Here is a 24,976-nt window from a genome sequence, read left to right as displayed (position 1 = left end):
TTAAGCCGATCATGCTCATGCGTTTGCGAGAAATAGTTGAGAAAGTGGCGATGGCAACCAGCCTGACGGATGCGTTAGAGCTGTTGGTCAATGAAACCTGTCTGGCGATGGACACGGAAGTCTGCTCGATATATCTGGCAGATAATGACCGCCGTTGTTACTACCTGATGGCGACACGGGGTTTGAAAAAGCCCCGTGGTCGCACCATTACGCTGGCTTTTGACGAAGGTATCGTCGGGCTGGTGGGGCGCTTGGCCGAACCCATTAACCTGGCCGATGCTCAGAGTCATCCCAGTTTTAAATATGTACCACAAGTTAAAGAGGATCGCTTCCGGGCGTTTCTCGGGGTACCTATTATTTATCGTCGGCAGTTGTTGGGTGTGTTGGTGGTACAGCAGCGCGAGCATCGCCAGTTTGATGAGAGCGAAGAGTCGTTCATGGTTACGCTGGCCACGCAACTGGCGGGGATCCTCTCCCAATCGCAACTGAATGCGATTTTTGGCCAATATCGTCAAACACGAATCCGCGCGCTGGCGGCGGCTCCTGGCGTGGCAGTGGCAGAAGGTTGGCAGGATACTTCACAACCGTCCCTTGATTTGGTTTATGAGGCCTCAACGCTCGATACTGTTCAGGAGCGTGAACGCCTGACTCAGGCATTGGAAGAGGCTGCGGCAGAATTCCGTCGCTTCAGTAAGCGTTTTGCTGCCAGCTCACAAAAAGAGAGCGCGGCAATTTTCGATCTCTATTCGCATCTGTTAAATGATGCCCGCCTGAAGCGTGAGCTTTTTGCGCAAATTGACGCCGGTTCGGTGGCTGAATGGGCCGTTAAACAAGTGGTTGAACAATTTGCCGCCCAATTTGCCAGCCTGCAAGACACCTATATGCGTGAGCGAGCCAGTGACCTGCGGGCATTAGGTCAGCGCTTGTTGTTCCACCTCGATGATAGCACCTCTGGGGCCAGCCAATGGCCTGAGCGTTTTATCCTGGTTGCCGATGAGTTAACCGCCACTCTATTAGCCGAGGTGCCACAAGATCGTCTGGCGGGGGTGGTGGTGCGTGATGGTGCCGCTAACTCGCATGCCGCGATTTTAGTGCGCGCCATGGGCATCCCAACGGTGATGGGCGCTGATATCCAGCCGGCTTTGCTGAACCAGCGGCTATTGATTGTTGATGGCTACCGTGGTGAGGTGCTGGTTGATCCCGAACCGGTACTGGTCAAAGAGTATCAGCGGCTGGTTACTGAAGAGATTGAGCTCAGCAAGCTGGCTGAAGACGATGTCGAACAACCTGCGGCCCTGAAAAGTGGTGAGCGGATTCAGGTGATGCTGAATGCGGGTCTTAGCCCGGAACATGAACAATTGCTGGGTGGGCGGGTTGATGGTGTTGGTCTATACCGCACTGAAATCCCTTTTATGTTGCAAAGCGGCTTCCCGTCGGAAGAGGAACAAGTTGCGCAATATCAAGGCATGTTACAGCTTTATCCCAACAAACCCGTCACGTTACGTACCTTGGATATCGGTGCCGATAAACAGTTGCCCTACATGCCCATCAGCGAAGAAAACCCATGCCTGGGTTGGCGCGGGATCCGTGTAACGCTCGATCAGCCAGAGATCTTCTTGATCCAGGTTCGAGCGATGCTGCGTGCCAATGCCGGAACCGGTAATTTGGGTATTCTATTGCCAATGATCACCAGCCTGGAAGAAGTCGATGAAGCTAAACGCCTGATCGATCGTGCTGGGCGTGAGGTTCAAGAAGTCTTGGGCTATAAATTGCCACAGCCTAAATTGGGGGTAATGATAGAAGTACCCGCGATGATCTTTATGCTGCCCTACCTCAAGTCGCGAGTAGATTTTATCTCAGTTGGCACCAACGATCTGACCCAATATTTGCTGGCAGTAGATCGCAATAATACTCGCGTTGCATCGTTGTATGACAGCCTGCATCCGGCGATGCTACAGGTGCTTAGCCATATTTTGACGCAGGCGACACAAGCGGGTTTGCAGGTGAGCCTTTGTGGTGAAATGGCGGGTGACCCGATGGGCGCGTTGTTGCTGGTCGGGCTGGGTTATCGCAATCTCAGTATGAACGGTCGCAGTGTGGCACGAATTAAATACCTGCTGCGCAATATCGATTTAACGGATGCAGCAGCATTGGCCGAACGGGTATTGAGCGCCCAAATGACCACTGATGTGCGTCATTTAACAGCAGCGTTTATGGAACGCAGGGGCTTAGGCGGCTTGATCCGCGGCGGGAAGTAAGCGTATCCCGTTGGCCCTTGGCGCTATAGCGTTGTTAGTGTCAGTCACTGGCGACTATTCCAAGGCTTTTTGGTTTGTTTGCGAGTGACATTCACTTTCTGGGGTTGCGCTGTTTACAGAACTTTTCTGTTTGGTGCAGCCCAGACCGGCCTAAGCCTATGCTATTATGCGCAACCTGTAGCCCTAACCGGGCAAGAACATTAATTTTCTCAAAATATGAGACATTTCGTGGTGATAGATGAGCAATAGCTATCTGGCGTTTCCTAAATTTGATCCGGTCATTTTTTCCATTGGCCCCGTTTCCCTTCATTGGTACGGTTTAATGTATCTGGTGGGTTTTGTCTTCGCCATGTGGTTGGCGGTTCGTCGGGCAAATAAACCGGGTAGTGGCTGGACCAAAGAAGAAGTCGAAAACCTGCTGTATGCGGGATTCCTCGGGGTATTTGTCGGTGGTCGTGTCGGTTATGTGCTGTTTTATAACCTGCCGATGTTCCTCGATAATCCACTGTACCTGTTTAAGGTATGGGATGGCGGTATGTCATTCCATGGCGGTTTGATTGGTGTCATCTGCGTGATGTTGTGGTTTGCCCGCCGCACTAAACGCAATTTCTTCCAGGTTGCTGACTTTATTGCTCCCCTTATTCCATTTGGTTTAGGCGCAGGCCGGCTCGGTAATTTTATCAACGGCGAGTTGTGGGGCCGTGTGACTACCGATACCCCGTGGGCGATGTTATTCCCCACCTCTCGTGGCGAAGATATCGCCATCGTTGCTGCTGACCCGGCGAAATGGCAGGCGATATTCAATCAATACGGTGTACTGCCGCGTCATCCTTCGCAACTGTATGAAATGATTCTTGAAGGGGTGGTGTTATTTATCATCCTGAACCTATTTATCCGTAAGCCGCGTCCTATGGGCAGTGTTTCTGGCCTATTCCTGATTGGTTATGGTGCGTTCCGTATTATTGTGGAGTGTTTCCGCCAGCCAGATGCTCAGCTCGGCTTGTTCGATGGCGTGATCAGCATGGGGCAGATACTCTCTGTACCTATGATTCTGGCCGGTATCATTATGATGATTTGGGCGTATCGTCGTCCTGCGCAACAACTTTCGTGAGGTAACATGAAACAGTATCTGGATTTGATGAAAAAAGTGCTGGAAGAAGGCACTCCAAAAGCTGACCGTACCGGTACCGGTACTGTGTCGATTTTCGGGCATCAGATGCGTTTCAATTTACAAGACGGTTTCCCACTGGTAACCACTAAGCGCTGCCATTTGCGCTCCATCATCCATGAGCTGTTATGGTTCCTCAATGGCGATACTAATATTGGCTATTTGAAGGAAAATAATGTCTCAATCTGGGATGAATGGGCTGACGAAAACGGCGACCTTGGCCCGGTTTACGGCAAACAATGGCGGGCTTGGGGGGCTGCAGATGGTCGTAAGATTGACCAACTCAGCAACGTGGTAAAACAGCTTAAGCAGGATCCCGATTCACGCCGTATCATCGTCTCAGCATGGAATGTGGGTGAACTGGAGCAAATGGCACTGGCGCCGTGCCATGCTTTCTTCCAGTTCTACGTGGCAGATGGCAAGCTTTCTTGTCAACTGTATCAGCGTTCTTGTGATGTATTCCTCGGCTTGCCATTTAACATTGCCAGCTATGCTTTACTGGTGCATATGATGGCGCAGCAATGCGATTTGGAAGTGGGTGATTTTGTCTGGACAGGGGGGGATACACACTTGTACAGCAACCATATTGAGCAGACAAATCTGCAATTAAGCCGTGAGCCACGGGCATTGCCGAAACTGATTATCAAACGGAAACCTGACTCTTTGTTTGATTACCGTTTTGAGGATTTTGAAATTGAGGGGTACGATCCTCACCCAGGAATTAAAGCACCGATTGCTATCTAATCTTTAGACCGGAGTCGCAATGGCTCCGGTTTTATACCCGTCACCTTTCAAGTTTCAGGGTGGCTGCTCCTGTTTACTCGGTCCATCCCCATATCCAGCCCTCGCCTCTGCTTGTTGCCTCCCTGCATCTGGAAAGCTATTGGGTATATTTTCGTCAAACCCTTTTCTTTGCTACCAGCATCCTTCCTGCAATAAAAATGCGAGCTGTGCCGCACTCTTTTCTGCATTTATGTCGTCGTAGATAAAATTTTGCGCACCGTTTCCAGCCCTGATAATTCGTCACTCGACCTCAAATTTCAGCCACGTAAACTTACGCCATGGACACCAATATAAGATTAACGAAAACTTACCTGACTCGTAGAAATTATCTTAAAAAACAAAAAGGTATCAGCCTGATTGAATTGCTGCTGGTGATTGTATTAGTGGGTATAACAGCACTTTGGGGGGCGCAAAGTTGGCATCATTACCGGCAGCGGGAACGGCTCGCAGACAGTGCTCGTCAGTTACTCGCCTTCTTAACACACTTACAAGCACAGGCTAATCGTCGCAATGACACAGAATTGCTGTGGATACAGCAGAATGGCCAGGGGTGCCTGGGAAGTGGTGATAAACCTACGGCTCGCTGTTCAGCACTTACCGACGGCGTGTTTATTCCACCTTACCCAGATGTCGCTATTGCGACTTCATTGCAAAAAGAGATGGGCTTCTTTGGTGTGAGGAATACGGCACAGGCAGGAAATATCATGCTCAGTAACCCGGCAGGGTCTATCCGGTTAGTTATTTCCAGTAGAGGGCGCTTAAGACTGTGTAGTGAGGGCCAGCCAATGTCAGGTATTCATATATGCTAATAATGGTCAAAAATATGCCAGCATCGGTCTGTTCTGGGCTGAAACGTATAACAGGTTTTACGCTACCGGAAATGATGTTGGCATTGAGCATTGGTAGTTTGATTATGCTTGGTGCCGCAGAGGTTTTCCCTAAGCTACGCGAACAAATATCAACCTTGCAGCAGCGCTATTATCTGGAGTTGGCACTGAGTCAGGTTATGGTTGTGCTAGAAAAAGATCTGCGGCGTGCAGGATTTTGCCATGGCGAGTGTCAGGGAAAAGCGGTTACAACCCATCATTATCCCGCAGAAGCGACAAATTCGTGTCTGATAGTTGCTTACGATCTCAATCGAAATGGTCGATGGGAAGGGGAGAAACATCAGGAGTCCGAATACTTTGGCTACCGCCTGCGTAAAAAAGCATTAGAGGGCCAACGTGGTGAACTGAATTGCGCTGGCAGTGGGTGGGAAAAGCTGCTTGATCCACAAGAGATAACGATAACCCATTTTTCTATTAGTCGGTTACCTCAGCAAACATCAAATCAGGTTTATCGGGTGCAATTAGCGGGGCAAAAAACAGGTAATCCGGTCATCCATCATCAGCTTACTTATACGATACGCGGGAACAATCTATGAAGCTGAATCATCAACGGGGGACCAGCACATTGGCAGCCGTCGCTACACTTTTCGCTCTTGGTTTATTTCTGCTGTCAGCACTACACCGTCAATTGGATAATATTCAACAGATTACATCTGAAGAACAGCACTATTTACGTGCTTTTAATCAGGCAACATCATCACTGAACTGGGGGATAAGTCAGGATTGGTCATTCAGTTTGCCATGGCGGGCAGGTTCAACATGGTATTGCATTCAGCAGCAATATGGCTTAAAGGCCTGTGTTAAACCAGCATCACTAAGCGGTTTTTTTATTCTCAGAGGGGAGAGTTACCCCCTCGGTTCGCAGCCACCCTTGATGCTTTATCAACGGGTCATGCTGAATATTGGCAAAGGGTATATGGGTCACTATCAACTGGTTAAGGCAGCTCATGGCTGGTTGGATTTCTGTCCTGATAAGGATGCACAGTTTTGCGATTACTAAAATGCTGCAATGGGTGCTTGTTGATGAAACGGAGTGACCAATACCATCCTCGCAACCAACGAGGGTTTAGCCTGCCTGAAGCCTTAATTGCGGCACTGTTTTTCTCTGTCTCGTTACTGGGGTTGTTGCAATACCATCAGGCTCTTTTACAGGGTTTTTCTTCTGTGTGGCAACAGCGTCAGGCATGGTTTCTGCTTCATCAACATATTGATAGTGCAGGGGAGGATAGACCTGATAGGGGATTTATATCGGGAATGAAGCCTAACTGGTTATATCGTCAGTCTATTAGCCGAATTGAAGGGGAATGCACCGAGCTTAATTTCACTCTTGCGGTACGGAAAAACCTGTCAGCAGAGTTAACCCGATGGTTTTGCTCTACGAATGGAAGTGGCTAACGGCATAGTTATCCCCCATAGATGCGACGTTGCTGAGGCGACAAACAAGGGGATCCTGATTGATGAACCGCCGAGGTATACAGATGAGCAACTATATCGGTCTTATAATAGAGATAACCTATTGCGCTCATTCATTATCAAGTTAGAGTATTAAGCCTCAGGATTTACCCACAAGTGATAATAAACTGGTTTAATCACTTATGGCTATTTTCCATAGTGCCTTAAGGGAGTAATCATGTTCACGGTTTATCATTCTAATCAATTAGATTTACTCAAAGCGCTAACGACTGCGCTGATAGAACGAGAGCCGTTGGATAACCCTTTCCAGCAAGAAGTGGTGCTAGTTCAAAGCCCAGGAATGGCACAATGGTTACAAATGCAACTGGCACAACAATTTAGTATTGCAGCTAATATTGAGTTTCCGCTGCCCGCAACCTTTATCTGGGATATGTTTACCCGTGTTTTGCCCGGAATCCCAAAAGAAAGCGCATTTAGCAAAGACGCCATGACATGGAAACTTATGTGGTTGCTGCCAGATTTACTGGAAAGCCCGGTATTTTCTCCCATGAAACGCTATTTAAGTGACGATAATGATAAGCGCAAAATCCATCAACTTGCAGCACGGGTTGCTGACCTTTTCGACCAATATTTAGTATATCGTCCTGAATGGCTTGCCAGTTGGGAACAGGGCCAACTCATTGACAATCTGGACGATGCTCAACTGTGGCAAGCCAAGTTGTGGGTGGAACTGACCAATTATACCCGCCAATTGGAACAGCCCGAATGGCACCGTGCCAACCTCTACCAGCGGTTTATCCGCACCCTGCTTGAAGCGGATGTCTGCCCCGCTGGGTTACCCAAGCGGGTATTTATTTGCGGCATATCGGCATTACCTCCTATCTATTTACAAGCCCTGCAAGCGCTGGGTAAACATATTGATATTCATCTGATGTTTACGAATCCTTGCCGCTATTTTTGGGGCGATATTCAGGATTATGCTTTTTTGGCTAAATTACAAAGCCGCAAACGTAGACATTATCGCGAATCAATTGAAGTCAATCTGTTCCGCCAGCCAGAGCAGGCTGAACAGCTCTTTAATACGAATGGTGAACAAGAACTCAGTAACCCATTATTAGCCTCGTGGGGGCGGCTCGGGCGGGATCATATGTATTTATTATCTCAGGTTGATGATATTCAAGAGGTCCACGCTTTTGTCGATATTGACCCTGATAATCTACTACATGGTATTCAGCACGATATGTTGGAGCTGGAAGACCACGCAATTATTGGCACCACGGCAGAATCCTTAGCGCGTAGCGACCAAAAGCGTCGATTAGATCTCAGTGATCGATCTCTTAGCCTGCATGTTTGCCATAGTCCTCAGCGAGAAGTTGAGGTTTTGCAAGATAACCTATTGAATTTATTCTCAACTAATCCTGAACTTACTCCACGCGATGTCATTGTGATGGTTGCCGATATTGACAGCTATACCCCTTATATTCAGGCCACATTTGGTAATGCGACAGGGAACCGCTATCTGCCGTTTGCGATTTCTGACCGTAAAGCCAGTCAGGCCCATCCGGCGCTACAGGCTTTTATTACCTTACTTGACCTCCCTCAAAGCCGTTTCACCTCTGAGCAAGTGTTGGCGCTGTTGGAGGTCCCTGCTTTAGCCAGTAAGTTTGGTATTACTGAAGATGGCTTGCGCCGCTTACGGCAATGGGTGGGGGAATCGGGTATTCGTTGGGGGCTGGATGATGACAATGTACGGGAACTCTCCTTACCCGCGACGGGTCAGCATACCTGGCACTTTGGTATAACCCGCATGTTGCTGGGTTATGCCATGGATAGCACCGCCGGAGATTGGCAGGGTGTTCTGCCATATGATGAGTCGAGTGGCTTAGCTGCGGAACTCGCTGGGCAATTGGCAGATATGTTGATGCAACTAAGCCAATGGCGGCAGCAATTAAGTGAACCCCGAGCACTCAGCGAATGGTTACCCCTGTGCCGCCAATTATTGGATACCTTCTTTGAACCCGATAATGACACTGAAGCGGTGTTGGTGCTGATTGAACAACAGTGGCAGAAGGTTATCAGCTACGGTATTGCCGCCCAATATCCCGATGTGGTGCCACTTAATCTGTTACGGGATGAACTGGCTTCGCGCTTGGATAATGAGCGCATCAGCCAGCGTTTCCTTGCCGGGCCAATCAACTTCTGTACTCTAATGCCTATGCGCTCGATCCCATTTAAAGTTGTTTGCTTATTGGGGATGAACGATGGCGTTTACCCACGAACGCTGCCGCCGCTGGGATTTGATTTGATGGCAAAGCAGGTTCGCCGTGGTGACCGTAGCCGCCGTGACGATGACCGCTATCTGTTCCTCGAAGCGCTACTTTCGGCTCAGCAACAGCTCTATATCAGCTATATCGGGCGCTCTATCCAGGATAACAGTAAGCGTTATCCATCAGTGCTGGTCAGTGAACTGATTGAATATATCTCACAAAGTTATCATTTACCGGGTGACGAAATGCTCAATGCTGATGAGAGCGCTCAGCGGGTGATTCAGCACTTACTCTGCTGGCATGCGCGGATGCCGTTTGCGGCAGAAAATTTTATTCAGCATAGCGAGTTACAGAGTTACGCTGCTGAATGGCTACCCTCTGCTGAGTCCAAAGGGCGACCGCATCCAGAGTTTAATCAGCCATTATCGCCTGAATCTTTATCTGAAATTACATTGGATGAGTTAATCCGTTTCTATCGCCACCCTGTGAGGGCATTCTTCCAGCTCCGGCTAGGAGTGAATTTTGTTATTGAAGAAACAGAATTGCCTGATGAAGAGCCATTTACTTTAGATAACCTCAACCGCTATCAGTTTAATACTCAGTTACTGAATGCGTTGATAGATGAGGGAGACATCAATAGCGTGTTTACCCGAGCTCGAGCGGCCGGTAGCCTGCCTTATGGATCGTTCGGTGAGCTTTATTGGGAAAGCCAGCAAGAGGAAATGGTGCCATTAGCTGAACAGATTCGTAGCGAGCGCCTTGAGCATCATAGCATTGAGCTAAATATCGAATTGGGTGACATCACCCTTACAGGTTGGATTCATCAGGTTCAGGAAGATGGATTAATTCGTTGGCGTCCCGCGGCATTAACGGCGATAGACGGGCTTTTATTATGGATTGAACATCTGGTCTATTGTGCTGGTGGAGGTGAGGGGCAAAGCCGGATGTATGGTCGTAAAGGAACTGCATGGCGCTATGATTCTTTGGTCCGTGATGAGGCTCATCACTATTTACAACAGTTAATCAGTGGGTATCAGCAAGGAATGTGTGAACCACTGTTATTGCTGAGCAAAAGTGGTTGGGCATGGCTGAGCCAGTGCTTTGAACGCGAGTCAGGTCAGATTTTGTGGGATGAAGAAACACAAACTAAAGCCCGCATGAAACTTTTACAAGTTTGGCAGGGTGATCAGCGAGTTGCAGGTGAAGGTGAGGATAGCTATGTGCAAAGGGTGTTCCGCCTGATGGATAATCCACATCTCGACAAGATATTACATGAAACGGAACGTTATTTATTACCGATTGCCCGCCATAATAAGGCGTGAGAACTGCTGATGGCCAAACCAGGCTTTCATACATATCAATACCAGAAAGTTGGCTGCGGCTTTAAGCGGTAATTTTTAAGGGGTTAGGGGAGAAACGGAATGCATAAACAGTTTGCCCGCATCATGGGTATATTTTTCTTATTAGGTTTGCTGGCACCTCTCAGTTGGGCTGCTGCGCCTGCGTGGCAACCTCTGGCAGAAGCCATTCACAAAAGTGAACATGACCTGCGTAAATATCAGGCAATAAAGTTGCCTAATGGTATGACGGTATTGCTAGTTTCTGATGCGCAAGCACCTAAATCCCTGGCAGCACTGGCGTTGCCTGTCGGATCATTGGAAGATCCCAATAACCAGTTGGGCTTAGCTCATTATCTGGAACACATGTTATTGATGGGTTCTACGCGTTTTCCTGAACCAGGCAGTTTTGCCGAGTTTCTGAAAAAGCATGGCGGTAGCCATAATGCGAGTACGGCTTCTTATCGAACCGCCTTTTATTTTGAAATTGAAAATGATGCATTAGCTCCGGCAGTTGAGCGTTTAGCCGATGCTATTGCACAGCCTTTGTTAGACCCTATCAATGCTGATCGTGAACGTAATGCGGTCAATGCTGAATTGACGATGGCCCGCTCGCGCGATGGGATGCGCATGGCGCAAGTTAATGCTGAAACGCTTAATCCAGCACATCCTAGTGCGCGTTTTTCGGGGGGTAATCTTGATACGCTGAAAGACAAGCCTGATGGCAAATTACATGATGAGCTGCTGAGTTTTTATCATCGTTACTATTCTGCCAATTTGATGGTGGGGGTGCTGTATAGCAATCAGTCTCTGGAGCAGTTGGCACAATTAGCGGCTGATACCTTTGGCCGGATTCCGAATCGGGAGGCAAAAGTTCCTCCAATCACGGTACCTGCTGTAACACCGGACCAAACCGGTATTATTATTCATTATGTTCCAGCCCAACCGCGTAAACAGTTAAAAATAGACTTTCGCATTGAGAACAATAGCGCAGAATTTCGCAGCAAAACAGATACCTATGTTAGCTATTTGATTGGTAATCGCAGTAAAGATACGTTGTCCGACTGGCTACAAAAACAGGGGCTGGCAGATGCTATTAATGCCGGTGCCGACCCAATGGTAGACCGTAATGGTGGGGTGTTCTCTATTTCGGTATCACTTACGGATAAAGGTCTGGCCAAACGTGACGTCGTGGTGGCCGCTATCTTTGATTACATCAAAATGTTGCAAAAAGACGGCATTAAACAGAGCTATTTCGATGAGATAGCCCATGTTTTAAATCTGGATTTCCGTTATCCCTCAATCACGCGTGATATGGATTACATCGAGTGGCTGGTGGATATGATGTTGCGAGTACCTGTCGCACATGTGCTTGATGCGCCCTATCTGGCGGATCATTATGATCCCAAAGCCATTGCTGCCCGGTTGGCTGAAATGACGCCAGAGAATGCGCGGATCTGGTTTGTCAGCCCTGAAGAGCCTCACAATAAAGTGGCCTATTTTGTTGATGCCCCTTATCAGGTCAATAAAATTAGCCCACAAGAGATGAAAGACTGGCAACAACTTGGGGAGAATATCACTCTGAGCCTACCGGCACTTAACCCCTACATCCCAGATGACTTTACGCTGATCAAAGCAGATAAAAATATCATCCGGCCACAGAATGTTGTGGAACAACCGGGGTTACGGGTGTTTTACATGCCAAGTCAGTATTTTGCTGATGAACCGAAAGCCGATATCGCGCTGGCTTTCCGCAATCCTCATGCGTTGGATACCGCCCGCCATCAGGTACTCTTCGCCCTGACTGATTATCTGGCCGGCCTTTCACTGGATGAACTGAGCTATCAGGCTTCGATCGGCGGAATCAGCTTCTCAACCGCCCCTAACAACGGTTTATATGTCAGTGCTAATGGCTTCACACAGCGGATGCCACAATTGCTAACCACGCTGGTTGAAGGTTATTCCAGCTTCACGCCAACAGAAGATCAATTAGTGCAGGCTAAATCTTGGTATCGCGAGCAGTTGGACGTGGCTGAGAAAGGCAAAGCTTATGAACTGGCGATTCAGCCAGCGAAATTGCTGTCTCATGTTCCTTATTCTGAACGCAGCGAACGGCGCAAATTGCTTGATACTATCAGCGTGCAAGATGTGCTGACTTATCGTGATAGCTTGCTGAAGCAATCTGCGCTGGAAGTATTGGCAGTGGGTAATATGACTACCCAGCAAGTTACCGCTCTGGCTGAATCGTTGAGAAAACAATTGGCTTTGACGGGAACCACTTGGTGGACCGGCGAGGATGTTGTTGTTGATAAGGCTCAACTGGCCAATATGGAGCGGCTTGGCAGCAGTTCTGATGCTGCGCTGGCGGCAGTCTATGTTCCAACCGGCTATACGGAAATTGATGGTATGGCGCGTAGTGCTTTGCTGGGGCAAATTGTTCAACCGTGGTTCTATGATCAATTACGAACCGAAGAGCAACTCGGCTATGCGGTATTTGCCTTCCCGATGTCGGTTGGCCGCCAGTGGGGCTTGGGGTTCTTGCTGCAAAGTAACAGCAAGCAACCTGATTACCTTTATCAACGCTATCTTGCTTTCTATCCACAGGCAGAAAAGCGCCTGCGTGAAATGAAACCTGCTGATTTTGAACAATATAAACAAGGGTTAATTAACCAATTACTGCAACGACCACAAACTCTGGATGAAGAGGCTAGTCGTTACAGTAATGATTTCAATCGTAATAATTTTGCGTTTGATAGTCGCGAAAAAATGATTGCTCAGGTGAAGCAACTTAATAGCACTGTATTAGCTGATTTCTTCCAGCAAGCGGTTATTAAACCGCAAGGTCTGGCACTGCTTTCTCAAGTTAAAGGTCAGGGGCAAACGGCTGGCGGATATGCGGTGCTTAAAGGATGGACGACCTATCCGACAACATCTGCCTTGCAGGCTACCCTGCCGCAGAAGGTATTAGCTCCATGACATCAATGACTCCCCAGCGGCTGGAGCCGCTGACGCTCCCCTTATACGGTGAGAGGCTGATTGAAGCCTCTGCCGGTACTGGTAAGACTTTTACCATTGGGGTTCTTTATCTGCGATTGCTGCTTGGTTTGGGAGGGGCGGCAGCATTCAGTCGTCCCCTGACAGTAGAGGAAATCCTGGTGGTGACCTTTACTGAGGCGGCAACTGAAGAGTTGAGGGGGCGAATTCGCGACAATATCCATGGGTTGCGTATTGCTTGCGTACGGGGAGTCAGTGATGACCTAATGCATCAGGCTTTATTAACTGAAATTAGTGATCTGGGCGAGGCGGCAGCACAGTTACTTACTGCTGAGCGTCAGATGGATGAAGCCGCAATTTATACCATTCACGGTTTTTGTCAGAGAATGCTGACGAACAATGCTTTTGAATCTGGCATCTTGTTTGAACAAACATTGGTTCAGGATGAACAGCCCTTACGCAGACAGGCCTGTGCCGATTTTTGGCGGCGTCACTGCTATCCGCTTCCATTGGCTGTTGCACGCGCAGTCAGCCAGGAATGGAGCGGGCCGGAGGCATTGCTCAAAGACCTTGCTGCTTATTTACAAGGTGAAACACCAAAATTTCGGCAAGCACCTGGTGATGATGAAACGATACTCAGTCGGCATCAGCAAATAGTTGTGCAAATTGATACTGTCAAAGCGCAATGGCGTGCGGTGGCTCATGAGTTGGAAGCTTTAATTAGTGCATCTGGCGTTGATAAGCGCAGCTACAGCAGCCGATACTTACCTAACTGGCTAGAAAAGGTCGCTATATGGGCAGAGCAGGAAACCGGTGATTATCAGTTACCTAAAGAGCTGGAAAAGTTTCGCCAATCGATATTATCTGAGAAAACCAAAAAAGGTGCGATCCCCCAACACTCGGTGTTCAGTGCGATAGACCGCATCTTCGAACAACCTTTGACACTAAGAGATTTGATTTTAGCCCGTGCAATTAGCGAGATACGAACTTCCGTCCAGCAGGAGAAACGGCAGCGGGCAGAATTGGGTTTTGATGACTTGCTCAGTAAATTGGATGTGGCATTACAGCAGCCAGGTGGTGAGTTGTTAGCTCAATCTATTCGTACCCGTTATCCAGTTGCAATGATTGATGAGTTTCAGGATACCGATCCTCAGCAATACCGTATTTTCCACACGCTTTATGGTAACCAAGGTGAGTGTGGTTTATTACTGATTGGCGACCCTAAACAGGCTATTTATGCTTTCCGTGGCGCAGATATCTTTACCTATATTCGTGCTCGTTCAGAAGTAAGTGCCCACTACACGTTAGAGACCAATTGGCGTTCCTCTTTCCCGATGGTTCAATCAGTAAACAGGCTTTTTAGTTCGGTTGAGGTTCCTTTTCTGTTTGAACAAATCCCCTTTATCAAGGTGGCGGCGGCTGAAAAAAATAGCTGTCTATCTTTTGAAATTAAAGGGAAAAAACAACCAGCCATCTCTTTTTGGCTGCAACCGGGTGAAGGGGTTGGGGTTAGTGAATACCAGCAATTGATGGCCAGGCAGTGTGCCAGTCAAATCCGTGACTGGCTGGTGGATGGGCAGAATGGGCTGGCGCAATTAGTGACAACGACAGGCTCAAGGCCGGTTCAGGCATCTGATATTACTATTTTGGTTCGTAGCCGGGCAGAGGCTGCGCTGGTTCGAGATGCACTGAGTACCTTAGCTATTCCATCGGTTTACTTATCCAATCGCGACAGTGTTTTTGATACTGCAGAAGCCAAAGATCTATTGTGGTTATTGCAAGCTGCATTGGCCCCTGAGCAGGAAAGAGCCTTACGCAGTGCGATGGCTACCGGGATGCTAGGGTTGGATGCACAGATGCTGGATGCATTGAATCACGATGAACGGGCTTGGGATTCTCTGGTCGATGAATTCGATGGCTATCGCCAACATTGGCAGCGCCGTGGTGTGCTTCCTATGCTGCGGGAAATAATGGCACAGCGCCATTTAGCTGAAAACTTGTTGGCGACCCCTGGTGGGGAGCGTCGGCTGACAGACTTACTGCATTTGGGAGAGTTATTACAAGAGGCCGCATCACAGCTTGATAGTGAGCACGCACTAATCCGTTGGCTGGCACAACAAATAGCACAACCAAATCATCAGTCAGATAATCAACAATTGCGTTTGGAAAGTGATCGCCATTTGGTACAGGTGATTACAATTCATAAATCAAAAGGGTTGGAGTATCCGTTGGTTTGGCTCCCTTTTGTCGGCAATTTCCGTCAGCAGCAGGACGTGCTATATCACGATCGTCATAGCTTTGAGGCTTTGCTTGATCTGAATGCTGATGAAGAGAGCCAGGCTTTGGCGGAAGAAGAGCGGTTGGCAGAAGACTTACGGTTACTCTACGTTGCGCTGACCCGCGCGGTTTATCATTGTAGTATCGGTATTGCGCCGCTGATTAAAGGCGGGCGGAAAAAACAGGGCGAAAGCGACATGCACCTTAGCGCTTTAGGCTATTTGGTTCAACATGGACAAGCTGGCGACGCGCAATATCTGGCGGATAAGTTGGCGGAGCTAACCACATTTTCGGGCGGTGATATTTCGGTCTCACTGGCGGAACGTCCTGACGCTACAGCTTGGCAGCCACGGCCTGAAGTTTTGCCAGAACTCGCCGCGCGCCAGTTTAACCGACAAATGCACGACTTTTGGCGGGTTACCAGTTATTCCGGCCTACAGCAGCATGGTGCCAAATCGCAGGTTCTGAATCTCCCTTTACAGGAGCTATTGCCACGGCTAGATAGCGATGCCGTCGGTGAGCAGGCACTCATCACCGCAGCCGATTTAACGCCCCATACCTTCCCGCGGGGGGCGGCACCGGGGACTTTCCTGCATGATTTACTTGAGCCATTAGATTTTAGCCAACCTATTGAGCCAGACTGGCTGGCGCAGCAACTACAGCAACAGGGCTTTGGTGAACAATGGTCGCCAATGTTGTATCAATGGCTAAGTGACATTATGCACGTCCCCCTTAACGATGCAGGCGTAACTCTGGCAGGATTGACGCCGGAGAGTAAGCAGGCGGAATTACAGTTTTATTTGCCTATCGATACTTTGTTACGCGCTAATCAATTAGATGCCTTAATCAAGCATTATGACCCGCTCTCACGTCAGTGTCCGGTGTTAGATTTTCAGCAAGTCAGAGGGATGCTTAAGGGCTTTATTGACTTGGTTTTCTGCTGGCAGGGTAAGTATTACTTATTAGATTACAAATCTAACTGGCTGGGGGAAGACAGTAGTGCTTATACCGCACAATTGATGGCCCAAGCGATGGCTGAGCATCGTTATGATCTGCAATATCAGCTTTATACCTTGGCTTTACACCGCTATTTACGTCATCGCTTGGGCGATTATGACTATCAACGGGACTTCGGGGGTGTCATTTATCTCTTCTTGCGTGGTGTCGATAAACAACATCCGGGTAACGGTATCTTTAGTTGTCGCCCTGAACAGGAGCTGATTGAAGGAATGGATTGTTTATTCAGTGGCAATGAGGTCGTTCTACTTTCAGGTCATGAAAGTGGTACAGCTCAGGCAGATGAGGATTCATCAAGATGATGGTTCTACTGGACCAAGCGGTTCGTGACCACTTACTACGCCCTCTGGATGTTCAATTTTCTCGCATGATTGCAGGGGATGATGACCCTATGCTGCAATTGGCGGCGGCTATTCTCAGCGCCGAGGCGGGAGCCGGGCATGTGTGCCTGCCATTAAGTTATCTGCAACCAGAACAACTGTTTGGTGGGCGGCAGGCTGGGTTATCTCAAGCATTATGGCTGGCTGCTGGTGCTCCAGAGCTGTCGCGTTGGATACAAGGATTAAATAATTCTCCAGCGGTCAGTGATGGCTCATTACCAACGCCGTTGGTGTTGCAAAATGAACGTTTGTATCTCCAACGGATGTGGCAGTACGAAGGTGATGTGGTGCGGTTTATTGCCAGTGACAATACCGCTTTATTCGTTAATGAGGCCAGGGGGATTAACGAAAGCCTATTAACAGAGACACTGGACCGCCTATTTGGTCGGTCAGACACGGAGATTGACTGGCAAAAGGTGGCCGCCGCAGTAGCCGCTACTCGCCGTATCTCGGTGATTTCTGGTGGGCCGGGAACGGGGAAAACCACCACAGTAGCCAAGCTATTAACTGCGCTGATACAGCTTAGCCAAGGGCAGCTTTTACGTATCCAGCTTGCTGCCCCAACGGGTAAAGCCGCTGCGCGGCTGACTGAGTCATTGGGGAATGCCATCCGCCAACTCACACTTACAGATGCCGAGCGCAAGTTATTCCCAGATCAAGCATCCACTCTGCACCGTTTATTAGGTGCTCAACCAAACAGTCAACGTTTGCGTTATCACCGAGGTAATCCACTAAATCTTGATGTGCTGGTGGTAGATGAAGCGTCTATGGTGGATTTACCCATGATGGCGCGGCTAATTGCCGCTTTGCCCGCTAAAGCTCAAGTCATTTTCCTCGGGGACCGAGATCAGTTAGCTTCGGTTGAGGCCGGGGCGGTATTGGGGGATATTTGTCGCTTTGCTGAGTTGGGTTATAGCAAGGCTCGTGCAGAACAGTTAGCACGGCTGACAGGATGCACATTGGCCGGAAATATACCGATTGGAGCAGTCTCTACGGATACGGTCAATGTGCGTGATAGCTTGTGTTTATTGCGTAAGAGCTATCGGTTTGATGAGAAATCGGGTATCGGGCAGCTCGCTTTAGCGGTTAATGCAGGCAAGTATCGGGATGCATTATCAGTATTAAAGGGGGCCTATTCAGATATTGAACATTTTTCTCTGACGGATTCAGATGACTACCAACGGTTGCTGGAGGATTGCGTTGCGGGCTATCAGCATTACCTCCAATTGGCAGCTACAGGTGCGCATGCTGGGGATGTGCTGGCGGCATTTGGTCGTTATCAATTGTTGTGTGCATTGCGAAGTGGGCCATTTGGCGTCAGTGGCTTGAATGAACGGATTGAGCAGTTGTTGCATCGCAAGAGGTTAATTGAGCGTGCACCTGGTCCATCTGGGCGTTGGTATGCCGGTCGGCCGGTGATGATCGGGCTTAATGACAGTGCGTTAGGTCTTTTTAATGGCGATATTGGTATCGCGTTATATGACGATGAAGGAGAGCTACGGGTGCATTTCCAGTTGCCGGATGGCAACATAAAATCGGTGCAACCCAGCCGTCTTCCCAGCCATGAAACGGCTTATGCCATGACAGTTCATAAGTCGCAAGGATCGGAGTTTGAACATACCGCCCTGGTATTACCGAATACTTTTATGCCGGTATTAACGCGCGAATTGGTTTATACCGCGATCACTCGCGCCCGCCAGCGTTTAACTCTGTATTGTAGCGATACGATATTGGGCAATGCGATATGCACACCGACTCTTCGTCTGAGTGGGTTAGTGGATCGTTTGAATGCATTGACGTGAGTTATACGTTTGCTGCTTGAAGCCACAAGGAACACGTTACGCGGACCATTCCTTGGTCTGGCAAGGGGGGCCGCTGCTTGCGGCCTCCCTGTAACGCTAATTATGTTGGGAATAAATTAAATAAAACCCTGATAAAGCATTTGGTCGCAATATTTATAATCAATACGGCTACAAATCAACCAACAGAATCTTTGAGCGCCGCTGATAGTTATACAGTTCCTGCTTCTGAATCGGTAAAACCTCTACTTCGGCAGGTGTAAAACCGCGTTCTTGGAACCAGTGAATACTGCGGGTGGTGAGTACAAACAGCTTTTTAAGCCCCATCTGCCGCGCTTGATTAGCAACGCGCTTTAATAGCATTTCTCCCCGAGAAGAGCTGCGATAGTCAGGATGTACTGCCACGCAGGCCATCTCACCTATTTGTTCTTCAGGGAACGGATAGAGCGCTGCACAGGCAATCGTCAAATTATCCCGTTCAATAATCGTGAATTTGTCGATTTCCATTTCAAGCTGCTCCCGCGAACGACGCACCAGAATGCCTTGTTGTTCCAGCGGGCGAATCAATTCAAGTATGCCACCAATATCATTGATGGTAGCGCGGCGCACTTGTTCAGCACTCTCCATAACAATCTGTGTACCGATACCATCGCGGGAGAATAGCTCTTGGACTAGCGCTCCATCCTCCTGATAACTCAGTAAATGGCTCCGGCGTACACCGCTACGGCAAGCTTTCACTGCACCACGTAGGAAGCGTACCGTGCCGGAGTTGTAATCACCCTCTTGTTCCAGATCTTCAATCCGTTTTTGAGCATCATTCGGGAACAGCTCTGAAATAATGTCACCTTCACTGTCAGTCACCCCTTGGGATGAACAGAAACCGATCATCTTTTCTGCTTTCAGTTTGATAGCCAACTGGGTGGCAACTTCTTCTGATGTGAGATTAAAGCTCTCGCCGGTCACCGATACAGCAACCGGGCCTAGTAACACGATTGCGCCATTATCTAATTGACGGTGAATTGCCTCTTCATCGATACGACGAATACGCCCGCTATGACAATAATCGACACCATCATCCACACCCAGCGGCTGAGCAATAATGAAGTTGCCACTGACTACATTAATATGCGCGCCTTGTAGCGGGGTATTATTGAGACTCATTGATAGTCTTGCAGTGATATCCAACTGCAATAGGCCGGCTGCTTGTTTCACCATTTCCAGAGTTCGGGCATCTGTTACCCTGGTATGCTTGTGATAAATAGGTTCGTAATGATGCTGTGCCAAATTGCTGTCGATCTGTGGGCGTGCGCCGTATACCACGACCAACCTGATCCCAAGGCTATGCAACAAACCGATATCATTGACGATATTCGCGAAGTTTTCATGCTCAATCGCCTCGCCACCCAACATGACAACGAATGTCTTGCCACGGTGCGCGTTGATATAGGGAACTGAGTGGCGAAATCCCTGGACCAGTTCAGTACTACGTTCCTTCACGGCAGACCCTCTTTGAATTTTTATTCGGTATTTTTGTATTTTTATTCTTTTTTGACCAAGATGGCAAGCACCAAATTACTATCAAATGCATATGTATGGCGTATCTGTATTAATAAATTGAATAACATAAAAATGTTTTTCTAATGACAGCGTGGGATTGATTCGTTAAAGTTTTTGCACATAAATTTTTTTGTGCGCTTTTTATTCATATTTTGGTAGTTACTTTGGAGTTACATGGCAGATTCAAATCATAATCCTGGGCGTCGTCGTCTGTTGCAAGGTGCTGCGAGCGCCTGGATGCTGAGTGTTAGTCGAGTTGGATTTGCTGCTTCCTCACATATTATTGCAGTCCGGGTTTGGCCCTCTTCAACCTATACCCGAGTCACGCTGGAATCCAATACTCCGCTGAAGTATCGTCAGTTCGCTCTTACCAATCCTGATCGTATTGTGGTTGATATTGAAGGGGTACATTTAAATAGCGTCCTGAAACAGATAACTAATCAGGTTCAGTCCGGTGACCCTTATCTGAAGCAAGCCCGAGTAGGGCAGTTTGATAAAAATACCGTCCGTTTGGTTTTGGAGTTGAAGCAAAGCATCAGCCCCCAGCTATTTACTCTAAAACCTTTTGCTGAATTTCGAAATCGTTTAGTGGTGGATTTATATCCCGCTCAGGGCAACAGCTCTGCTGAGGACGATCCATTGTTGGCATTATTGGAAGATTATAATAAAGGCGACGTGGAGCGTAGCTTACCCGCAGAGACACCAAAAGCAGGCAAAGCAGGGCGCGATAGACCGATAGTTATCATGCTGGATCCTGGTCACGGCGGGGAAGACCCTGGTGCTATTGGTAGAAATAAAACCCGTGAAAAAGACATTGTGCTACAAATTGCCCGTCGGTTACGGGCGTTAATTCAAAAAGAAGCCAATATGCGGGTGTTTATGACCCGTAATGAAGATGTTTTTATCCCGTTGAAAGTGCGGGTAGCGAAGGCGCGCAAACTGCGGGCAGATTTATTCATTTCAATTCATGCGGATGCATTTACCAGTCAGGCGGCCAGAGGTTCCTCCGTTTTTGCGCTATCAACCAAGGGCGCAACCAGTACCGCCGCGCGTTTCCTGGCCCAGACACAGAATGAGGCCGACCAGATTGGGGGGGTTAGCAAAAGTGGTGATCGCTATCTGGACCATACCATGATTGATTTACTGCAAACGGCGACTATTAATGACAGCCTGAAGTTTGGTAAAGAAGTGCTGAATCGTATGGGGAAAATTAATACGCTGCATAAGAACCGTGTCGATCAGGCGGGGTTTGCTGTATTGAAAGCACCTGATATTCCTTCAATTTTGGTTGAAACAGCATTTATCAGTAATCTGGAAGAAGAGCGCAAACTACGTACCAGCCGTTTTCAGCAACAAGTCGCAGAATCTATTTTTGCTGGCATCAAAGCCTATTTTGCTAACGGTGGGGCGATGGCCCGACTTTAACGCGTAGGGCATTGTTATTGATTGAGAGATATACCCTAAATAATTCGAGTTGCAGGAAGGTGGCAACTGAGATAATCCCGATGAGTTGACGTTAGTCAATGATTCGGGTGAACGAAAGCAGCCAACACACATGCGGCTTGAAGTATGACGGGTATAAAGCCAGAAACAAAAAAACACCCTTAAGGGTGTCTGATGTTGATATGAAAATGATTAAGAATTGGTTGCGGGGGCCGGATTTGAACCGACGACCTTCGGGTTATGAGCCCGACGAGCTACCAGGCTGCTCCACCCCGCGTCCGTCTTAATACTATTTTCTATCTTACTACTACTTTTATTACTTAATGGTGTAATTGGTTGCGGGGGCCGGATTTGAACCGACGACCTTCGGGTTATGAGCCCGACGAGCTACCAGGCTGCTCCACCCCGCGTCCGTCACTACACTTTTATTTGCTTCTCACTACTATTCTACCTAATTCGTCTTAACTTTCAAGACTATCGAACGACATTTGATACTGCTGGTAGCCAGTATCGGTTGGTTGCGGGGGCCGGATTTGAACCGACGACCTTCGGGTTATGAGCCCGACGAGCTACCAGGCTGCTCCACCCCGCGTCCGATTGAGCGCACTATACTCTGGATGAGATCTGTTGCAAGTAGTTTTGCCACTTAATTAGGGTAAAGAGGTTTTTTCGATTAATTTATCAACTATCTGTTTCCTTTTTCCCCATAACGGGGTCAGGAGGATTTTTTTCCACCTGCTGATTCCTTTATCTATAGGCGTTTGTTATCGTTCGCCAGTAGATAAAATGAGTAAAAGAAGGCGTGAAATGACAAGTCGTTGGGGCAAATACCTACTAAGTGGAATAATGATTGCTGTTCTGGCGGGGTGCCAATCGCGGCCAACCGATCGTGGGCAGCAATATAAGGATGGGCGTCTGGAGCAATCACTGGAACTGGTGAATGAACCAAATGCAACAGGTAAGCCAGTTAACGCAAAAGATTATTCTGATCAGGTGAAAGTGATTAACCAATCTTCACCGGGTCTCTATAACCGCAATAGTAATACATTCAATGCGGTCGAAAACTGGATGTTGGCAGGGGCCGATACCAGCAAGCTAAGTTTATTTGGTTTGAATGCCTATCAGATGGAGGGGGTCGATAATTTCGGTAACGTACAGTTTACTGGCTACTACACTCCGGTGCTTCAGGCCCGTTATACGCCACAAGGTGAATTCCGCCACCCACTTTATCGGATGCCTGCTAAAGGAAAGCGTCGTTTACCCGATCGCGCTGCTATCTATGCAGGTGCATTGGATAACCGTAGTTTAGTTATCGCATACACCAATTCGCTGGTAGATAACTTTATGATGGAAGTGCAGGGCAGCGGCTATGTTGATTATGGCGATGGGCGACCACTGACCTTCTTCGGTTATGCAGGTAAAAATGGCCATGCTTACCGCAGTATTGGCAAAGTGCTGATTGATCGTGGCGAAGTCGCTAAAGCAGATATGTCGATGCAAGCCATCCGCCACTGGGCTGAAACCCATAGTGAAGCTGAGGTCAGAGAGCTTTTAGAGCAGAATCCGTCCTTTGTGTTCTTTAAACCAGAAATGTACGCGCCGGTGAAAGGGGCCAGTGCGGTTCCATTGATTGCCAAAGCGTCAGTTGCATCTGATCGTTCCTTGATTCCGCCAGGCACCACATTACTAGCTGAAGTGCCTTTGCTGGATAATCAGGGGAAATTCACCGGTCAATATCAGATGCGCCTGATGGTGGCATTGGATGTTGGTGGTGCGATTAAAGGTCAGCACTTTGATATCTATCAGGGGATTGGCCATGAAGCTGGGCAGGCCGCTGGGTTCTACAATCATTATGGTCGGGTTTGGGTACTGAAAAATGCCCAAAGCAGCGGACCGCTATTTACCGCTTATCAAGGTGGCAAAACAGTCGCGCCAGCGGGTAATGGTTCATCATTACTGGTGAATAATCAGGGTCAGTAAGCTTTCTTATTACCTGCAATTGCCGGTATACGGTCGGTTTCACTCTTTATCAGGCGGCCAATTGGCCGCTTTTGTCTTCATATCATCGATATTATTAACGTCATTTCGAAGCAATTAAGGTAACACATTGATGAACACAGCCTTTTCCGAAGCTTACCAACAGCGGTTTGGTGGCATAGCGCGTCTATATGGTCAGCAGGCGCTGGAACTGTTTTCGCAGGCGCATGTCTGTGTCATTGGTATTGGCGGTGTCGGCTCATGGGCAGCGGAAGCGCTGGCGCGCACGGGTATCGGCGCGATTACGTTGATTGATATGGATGATGTTTGCGTAACCAATACTAATCGTCAGATCCATGCCTTACGGCACAATGTTGGGCAAGCTAAAACCGAAGTGATGGCGGAACGTATTCTGGCTATCAATCCTGAATGCCGCGTGACGTGTATTGATGATTTTATTACTGCGGATAATGTCGCGGAGCTTTTAAATAACAATTTTAGCTATGTCATTGATGCAATTGATAGTGTACGGCCTAAGGCGGCACTACTCTCTTATTGTCGCCGCTATAAAATCCCAGTAGTCACCACCGGTGGTGCCGGTGGGCAGTTCGATCCAACACGTATTGAGGTAGTAGATCTGGCAAAAACCATTCAGGATCCGCTGGCGGCTAAGCTACGTGAAAGGTTGAAAAATGACTTTAATGTGGTGAAAAATAGCAAAGGTAAACTGGGGATCGACTGTGTTTTTTCCAGCGAACCACTGGTTTATCCCCAGGCTGATGGATCAGTTTGTGCTTCGCGCAGTACAGCGCAAGGCCCCAAAAAAATGGACTGTACTTCAGGTTTTGGCTCGGTAACCATGGTTACTGCGACCTTTGGTTTTGTTGCTGTGTCCCATGCATTGAAAAAAATGATGGCGAAAGCAGCCCGTCAGGTGAAATAGCTCCTACTCTATATATTGGGCGGCGATAGCCTTTACACCTTGCGCCAGCGCCAGTAAACCGCTGGCGCGCGAGGTGCTTAGCTGCTGGCGTAGCCCTAACTGCTCAAACAGCACCAATGGATCTTCTGCTAATACCTGCTGTGGGGTTTTCCCCTCCACCGCAGTTAAAATAACCGCCAGTAATCCACGAACAATACGGCCTTCGCTATCACCATAAAAATGTAAGCTGCCATCCGGCAGGCGTTGATGCCCCAGCCACACTCGATTTTCACATCCAGTTAGCTCCAGTTGATTCTGTTTTAGTGGCTCCGGCAATGACGGAAGCTGTTTTGCCAGCAAAATCAACTGACGATAACGATCTTCCCACTGTTTATGAACGCTGAATATCTCCAGCAGTTTAGCAGCAGTAATATCGTGACCAAAAGGGTGTGGGGCAATCATCATCTTCTCAATTAGACCGGTGGTTATTGGGCGAA

16 protein-coding genes and 3 tRNA genes are annotated in these 24,976 nt (G+C 48.3%); 14 read left to right on the top strand and 5 right to left on the bottom strand.

Features of this window, described 5'->3' with window-relative positions:
- Positions 1–11: 11 nt before the first annotated feature.
- The 11 genes from ptsP to recD all read left to right on the top strand — a co-directional run bounded on the left by ptsP (position 12) and on the right by recD (position 18,583).
- Positions 12–2,258 (top strand): phosphoenolpyruvate--protein phosphotransferase, encoded by a 2,247-nt coding sequence (gene ptsP, locus Q2T71_RS16485; protein WP_372559790.1) that lies wholly within the window; start codon positions 12–14, stop codon positions 2,256–2,258.
- 238 nt (positions 2,259–2,496) lie between these two features.
- Entirely contained in the window at positions 2,497–3,369 is an 873-nt protein-coding gene (gene lgt / locus Q2T71_RS16480; RefSeq protein WP_083162866.1) for a prolipoprotein diacylglyceryl transferase, read from the top strand.
- 6 nt (positions 3,370–3,375) lie between these two features.
- Positions 3,376–4,170, top strand: a complete 795-nt coding sequence (thyA, locus tag Q2T71_RS16475; RefSeq protein WP_083162868.1) for a thymidylate synthase — start codon at positions 3,376–3,378, stop codon at positions 4,168–4,170.
- A 317-nt stretch (positions 4,171–4,487) separates the two neighbouring features.
- On the top strand, positions 4,488–5,018 hold the full coding sequence (locus Q2T71_RS16470; RefSeq protein ID WP_372559789.1) for a prepilin peptidase-dependent protein: 531 nt from the start codon (positions 4,488–4,490) through the stop codon (positions 5,016–5,018).
- On the top strand, positions 5,012–5,632 hold the full coding sequence (locus tag Q2T71_RS16465; RefSeq protein ID WP_372559788.1) for a prepilin peptidase-dependent protein: 621 nt from the start codon (positions 5,012–5,014) through the stop codon (positions 5,630–5,632). The genes Q2T71_RS16470 and Q2T71_RS16465 overlap by 7 nt, the downstream gene beginning before the upstream one ends.
- On the top strand, positions 5,629–6,096 hold the full coding sequence (locus Q2T71_RS16460) for a YgdB family protein (RefSeq protein ID WP_372559787.1): 468 nt from the start codon (positions 5,629–5,631) through the stop codon (positions 6,094–6,096). Before Q2T71_RS16465 ends, Q2T71_RS16460 begins: the two co-directional genes overlap by 4 nt.
- Before the next feature lie 23 nt (positions 6,097–6,119).
- On the top strand, positions 6,120–6,491 hold the full coding sequence (locus Q2T71_RS16455; RefSeq protein WP_372559786.1) for a prepilin-type N-terminal cleavage/methylation domain-containing protein: 372 nt from the start codon (positions 6,120–6,122) through the stop codon (positions 6,489–6,491).
- A gap of 235 nt (positions 6,492–6,726) precedes the next feature.
- Positions 6,727–10,098 carry an exodeoxyribonuclease V subunit gamma gene (recC, locus tag Q2T71_RS16450; protein ID WP_372559785.1) on the top strand — a complete coding sequence of 1,124 codons (3,372 nt, stop codon included), beginning with the start codon at positions 6,727–6,729 and terminating at the stop codon, positions 10,096–10,098.
- 99 nt (positions 10,099–10,197) lie between these two features.
- Complete coding sequence (gene ptrA / locus Q2T71_RS16445) at positions 10,198–13,089, top strand: pitrilysin (RefSeq protein ID WP_372559784.1); 2,892 nt, start codon at positions 10,198–10,200, stop codon at positions 13,087–13,089.
- Positions 13,086–16,703 carry an exodeoxyribonuclease V subunit beta gene (gene recB / locus Q2T71_RS16440; RefSeq protein ID WP_372559945.1) on the top strand — a complete coding sequence of 1,206 codons (3,618 nt, stop codon included), beginning with the start codon at positions 13,086–13,088 and terminating at the stop codon, positions 16,701–16,703. Before ptrA ends, recB begins: the two co-directional genes overlap by 4 nt.
- Positions 16,700–18,583 (top strand): exodeoxyribonuclease V subunit alpha, encoded by a 1,884-nt coding sequence (gene recD / locus Q2T71_RS16435; protein ID WP_372559783.1) that lies wholly within the window; start codon positions 16,700–16,702, stop codon positions 18,581–18,583. Before recB ends, recD begins: the two co-directional genes overlap by 4 nt.
- Positions 18,584–18,751: 168 nt before the next feature.
- Here recD and argA read toward each other — a convergent pair whose 3' ends face one another.
- Positions 18,752–20,077 (bottom strand): amino-acid N-acetyltransferase, encoded by a 1,326-nt coding sequence (argA, locus tag Q2T71_RS16430; protein ID WP_372559782.1) that lies wholly within the window; start codon positions 20,075–20,077, stop codon positions 18,752–18,754.
- 234 nt (positions 20,078–20,311) lie between these two features.
- On the opposite strand from argA, the gene amiC reads away from it, so the two are divergent.
- A complete protein-coding gene (amiC, locus tag Q2T71_RS16425; RefSeq protein WP_372559781.1) occupies positions 20,312–21,562 on the top strand; it encodes an N-acetylmuramoyl-L-alanine amidase AmiC in 1,251 nt (416 codons plus the stop codon).
- A 218-nt stretch (positions 21,563–21,780) separates the two neighbouring features.
- On the opposite strand, the gene Q2T71_RS16420 is transcribed toward amiC, so the two are convergent.
- The 3 genes from Q2T71_RS16420 to Q2T71_RS16410 all read right to left on the bottom strand — a co-directional run bounded on the left by Q2T71_RS16420 (position 21,781) and on the right by Q2T71_RS16410 (position 22,172).
- Positions 21,781–21,857: transfer RNA gene (locus Q2T71_RS16420), tRNA-Met, on the bottom strand.
- Positions 21,858–21,913: 56 nt separating this feature from the next.
- Positions 21,914–21,990 (bottom strand) — tRNA-Met (locus tag Q2T71_RS16415).
- A gap of 105 nt (positions 21,991–22,095) precedes the next feature.
- Positions 22,096–22,172, bottom strand: a tRNA-Met gene (locus Q2T71_RS16410).
- A gap of 215 nt (positions 22,173–22,387) precedes the next feature.
- Here Q2T71_RS16410 and mltA point away from each other — a divergent pair.
- Positions 22,388–23,560 (top strand): murein transglycosylase A, encoded by a 1,173-nt coding sequence (mltA, locus tag Q2T71_RS16405; protein WP_372559780.1) that lies wholly within the window; start codon positions 22,388–22,390, stop codon positions 23,558–23,560.
- 130 nt (positions 23,561–23,690) lie between these two features.
- Entirely contained in the window at positions 23,691–24,500 is an 810-nt protein-coding gene (gene tcdA, locus Q2T71_RS16400) for a tRNA cyclic N6-threonylcarbamoyladenosine(37) synthase TcdA (RefSeq protein ID WP_372559779.1), read from the top strand.
- A 3-nt stretch (positions 24,501–24,503) separates the two neighbouring features.
- Here the strand turns inward: tcdA and csdE are convergent, their stop codons facing one another.
- Positions 24,504–24,944, bottom strand: coding sequence for a cysteine desulfurase sulfur acceptor subunit CsdE (gene csdE, locus Q2T71_RS16395; RefSeq protein ID WP_372559778.1), 441 nt, complete (start codon positions 24,942–24,944; stop codon positions 24,504–24,506).
- Between the last annotated feature and the right edge of the window lie 32 nt (positions 24,945–24,976).

It is taken from the genome of Yersinia sp. 1652 StPb PI (assembly GCF_041538345.1).
In the GTDB taxonomy this organism is placed as follows: domain Bacteria; phylum Pseudomonadota; class Gammaproteobacteria; order Enterobacterales; family Enterobacteriaceae; genus Yersinia; species Yersinia enterocolitica_E.
This window is presented reverse-complemented; position numbering and strand designations above follow the sequence as displayed.

Excerpts from the sequence above, each read along its gene's own strand:
- mltA (WP_372559780.1), top strand. The coding sequence starts at position 22,388 with ATGACAAGTCGTTGGGGCAAATACCTACTAAGTGGAATAATGATTGCT.
- Q2T71_RS16465 (WP_372559788.1), top strand. The coding sequence starts at position 5,012 with ATGCTAATAATGGTCAAAAATATGCCAGCATCGGTCTGTTCTGGGCTG.
- csdE (WP_372559778.1), bottom strand. The coding sequence starts at position 24,944 with ATGATGATTGCCCCACACCCTTTTGGTCACGATATTACTGCTGCTAAA.
- Q2T71_RS16470 (WP_372559789.1), top strand. The coding sequence starts at position 4,488 with ATGGACACCAATATAAGATTAACGAAAACTTACCTGACTCGTAGAAAT.
- tcdA (WP_372559779.1), top strand. The coding sequence starts at position 23,691 with ATGAACACAGCCTTTTCCGAAGCTTACCAACAGCGGTTTGGTGGCATA.
- Q2T71_RS16460 (WP_372559787.1), top strand. The coding sequence starts at position 5,629 with ATGAAGCTGAATCATCAACGGGGGACCAGCACATTGGCAGCCGTCGCT.
- recC (WP_372559785.1), top strand. The coding sequence starts at position 6,727 with ATGTTCACGGTTTATCATTCTAATCAATTAGATTTACTCAAAGCGCTA.
- ptrA (WP_372559784.1), top strand. The coding sequence starts at position 10,198 with ATGCATAAACAGTTTGCCCGCATCATGGGTATATTTTTCTTATTAGGT.
- Q2T71_RS16455 (WP_372559786.1), top strand. The coding sequence starts at position 6,120 with ATGAAACGGAGTGACCAATACCATCCTCGCAACCAACGAGGGTTTAGC.
- lgt (WP_083162866.1), top strand. The coding sequence starts at position 2,497 with ATGAGCAATAGCTATCTGGCGTTTCCTAAATTTGATCCGGTCATTTTT.
- ptsP (WP_372559790.1), top strand. The coding sequence starts at position 12 with ATGCTCATGCGTTTGCGAGAAATAGTTGAGAAAGTGGCGATGGCAACC.
- recB (WP_372559945.1), top strand. The coding sequence starts at position 13,086 with ATGACATCAATGACTCCCCAGCGGCTGGAGCCGCTGACGCTCCCCTTA.
- amiC (WP_372559781.1), top strand. The coding sequence starts at position 20,312 with ATGGCAGATTCAAATCATAATCCTGGGCGTCGTCGTCTGTTGCAAGGT.
- recD (WP_372559783.1), top strand. The coding sequence starts at position 16,700 with ATGATGGTTCTACTGGACCAAGCGGTTCGTGACCACTTACTACGCCCT.
- thyA (WP_083162868.1), top strand. The coding sequence starts at position 3,376 with ATGAAACAGTATCTGGATTTGATGAAAAAAGTGCTGGAAGAAGGCACT.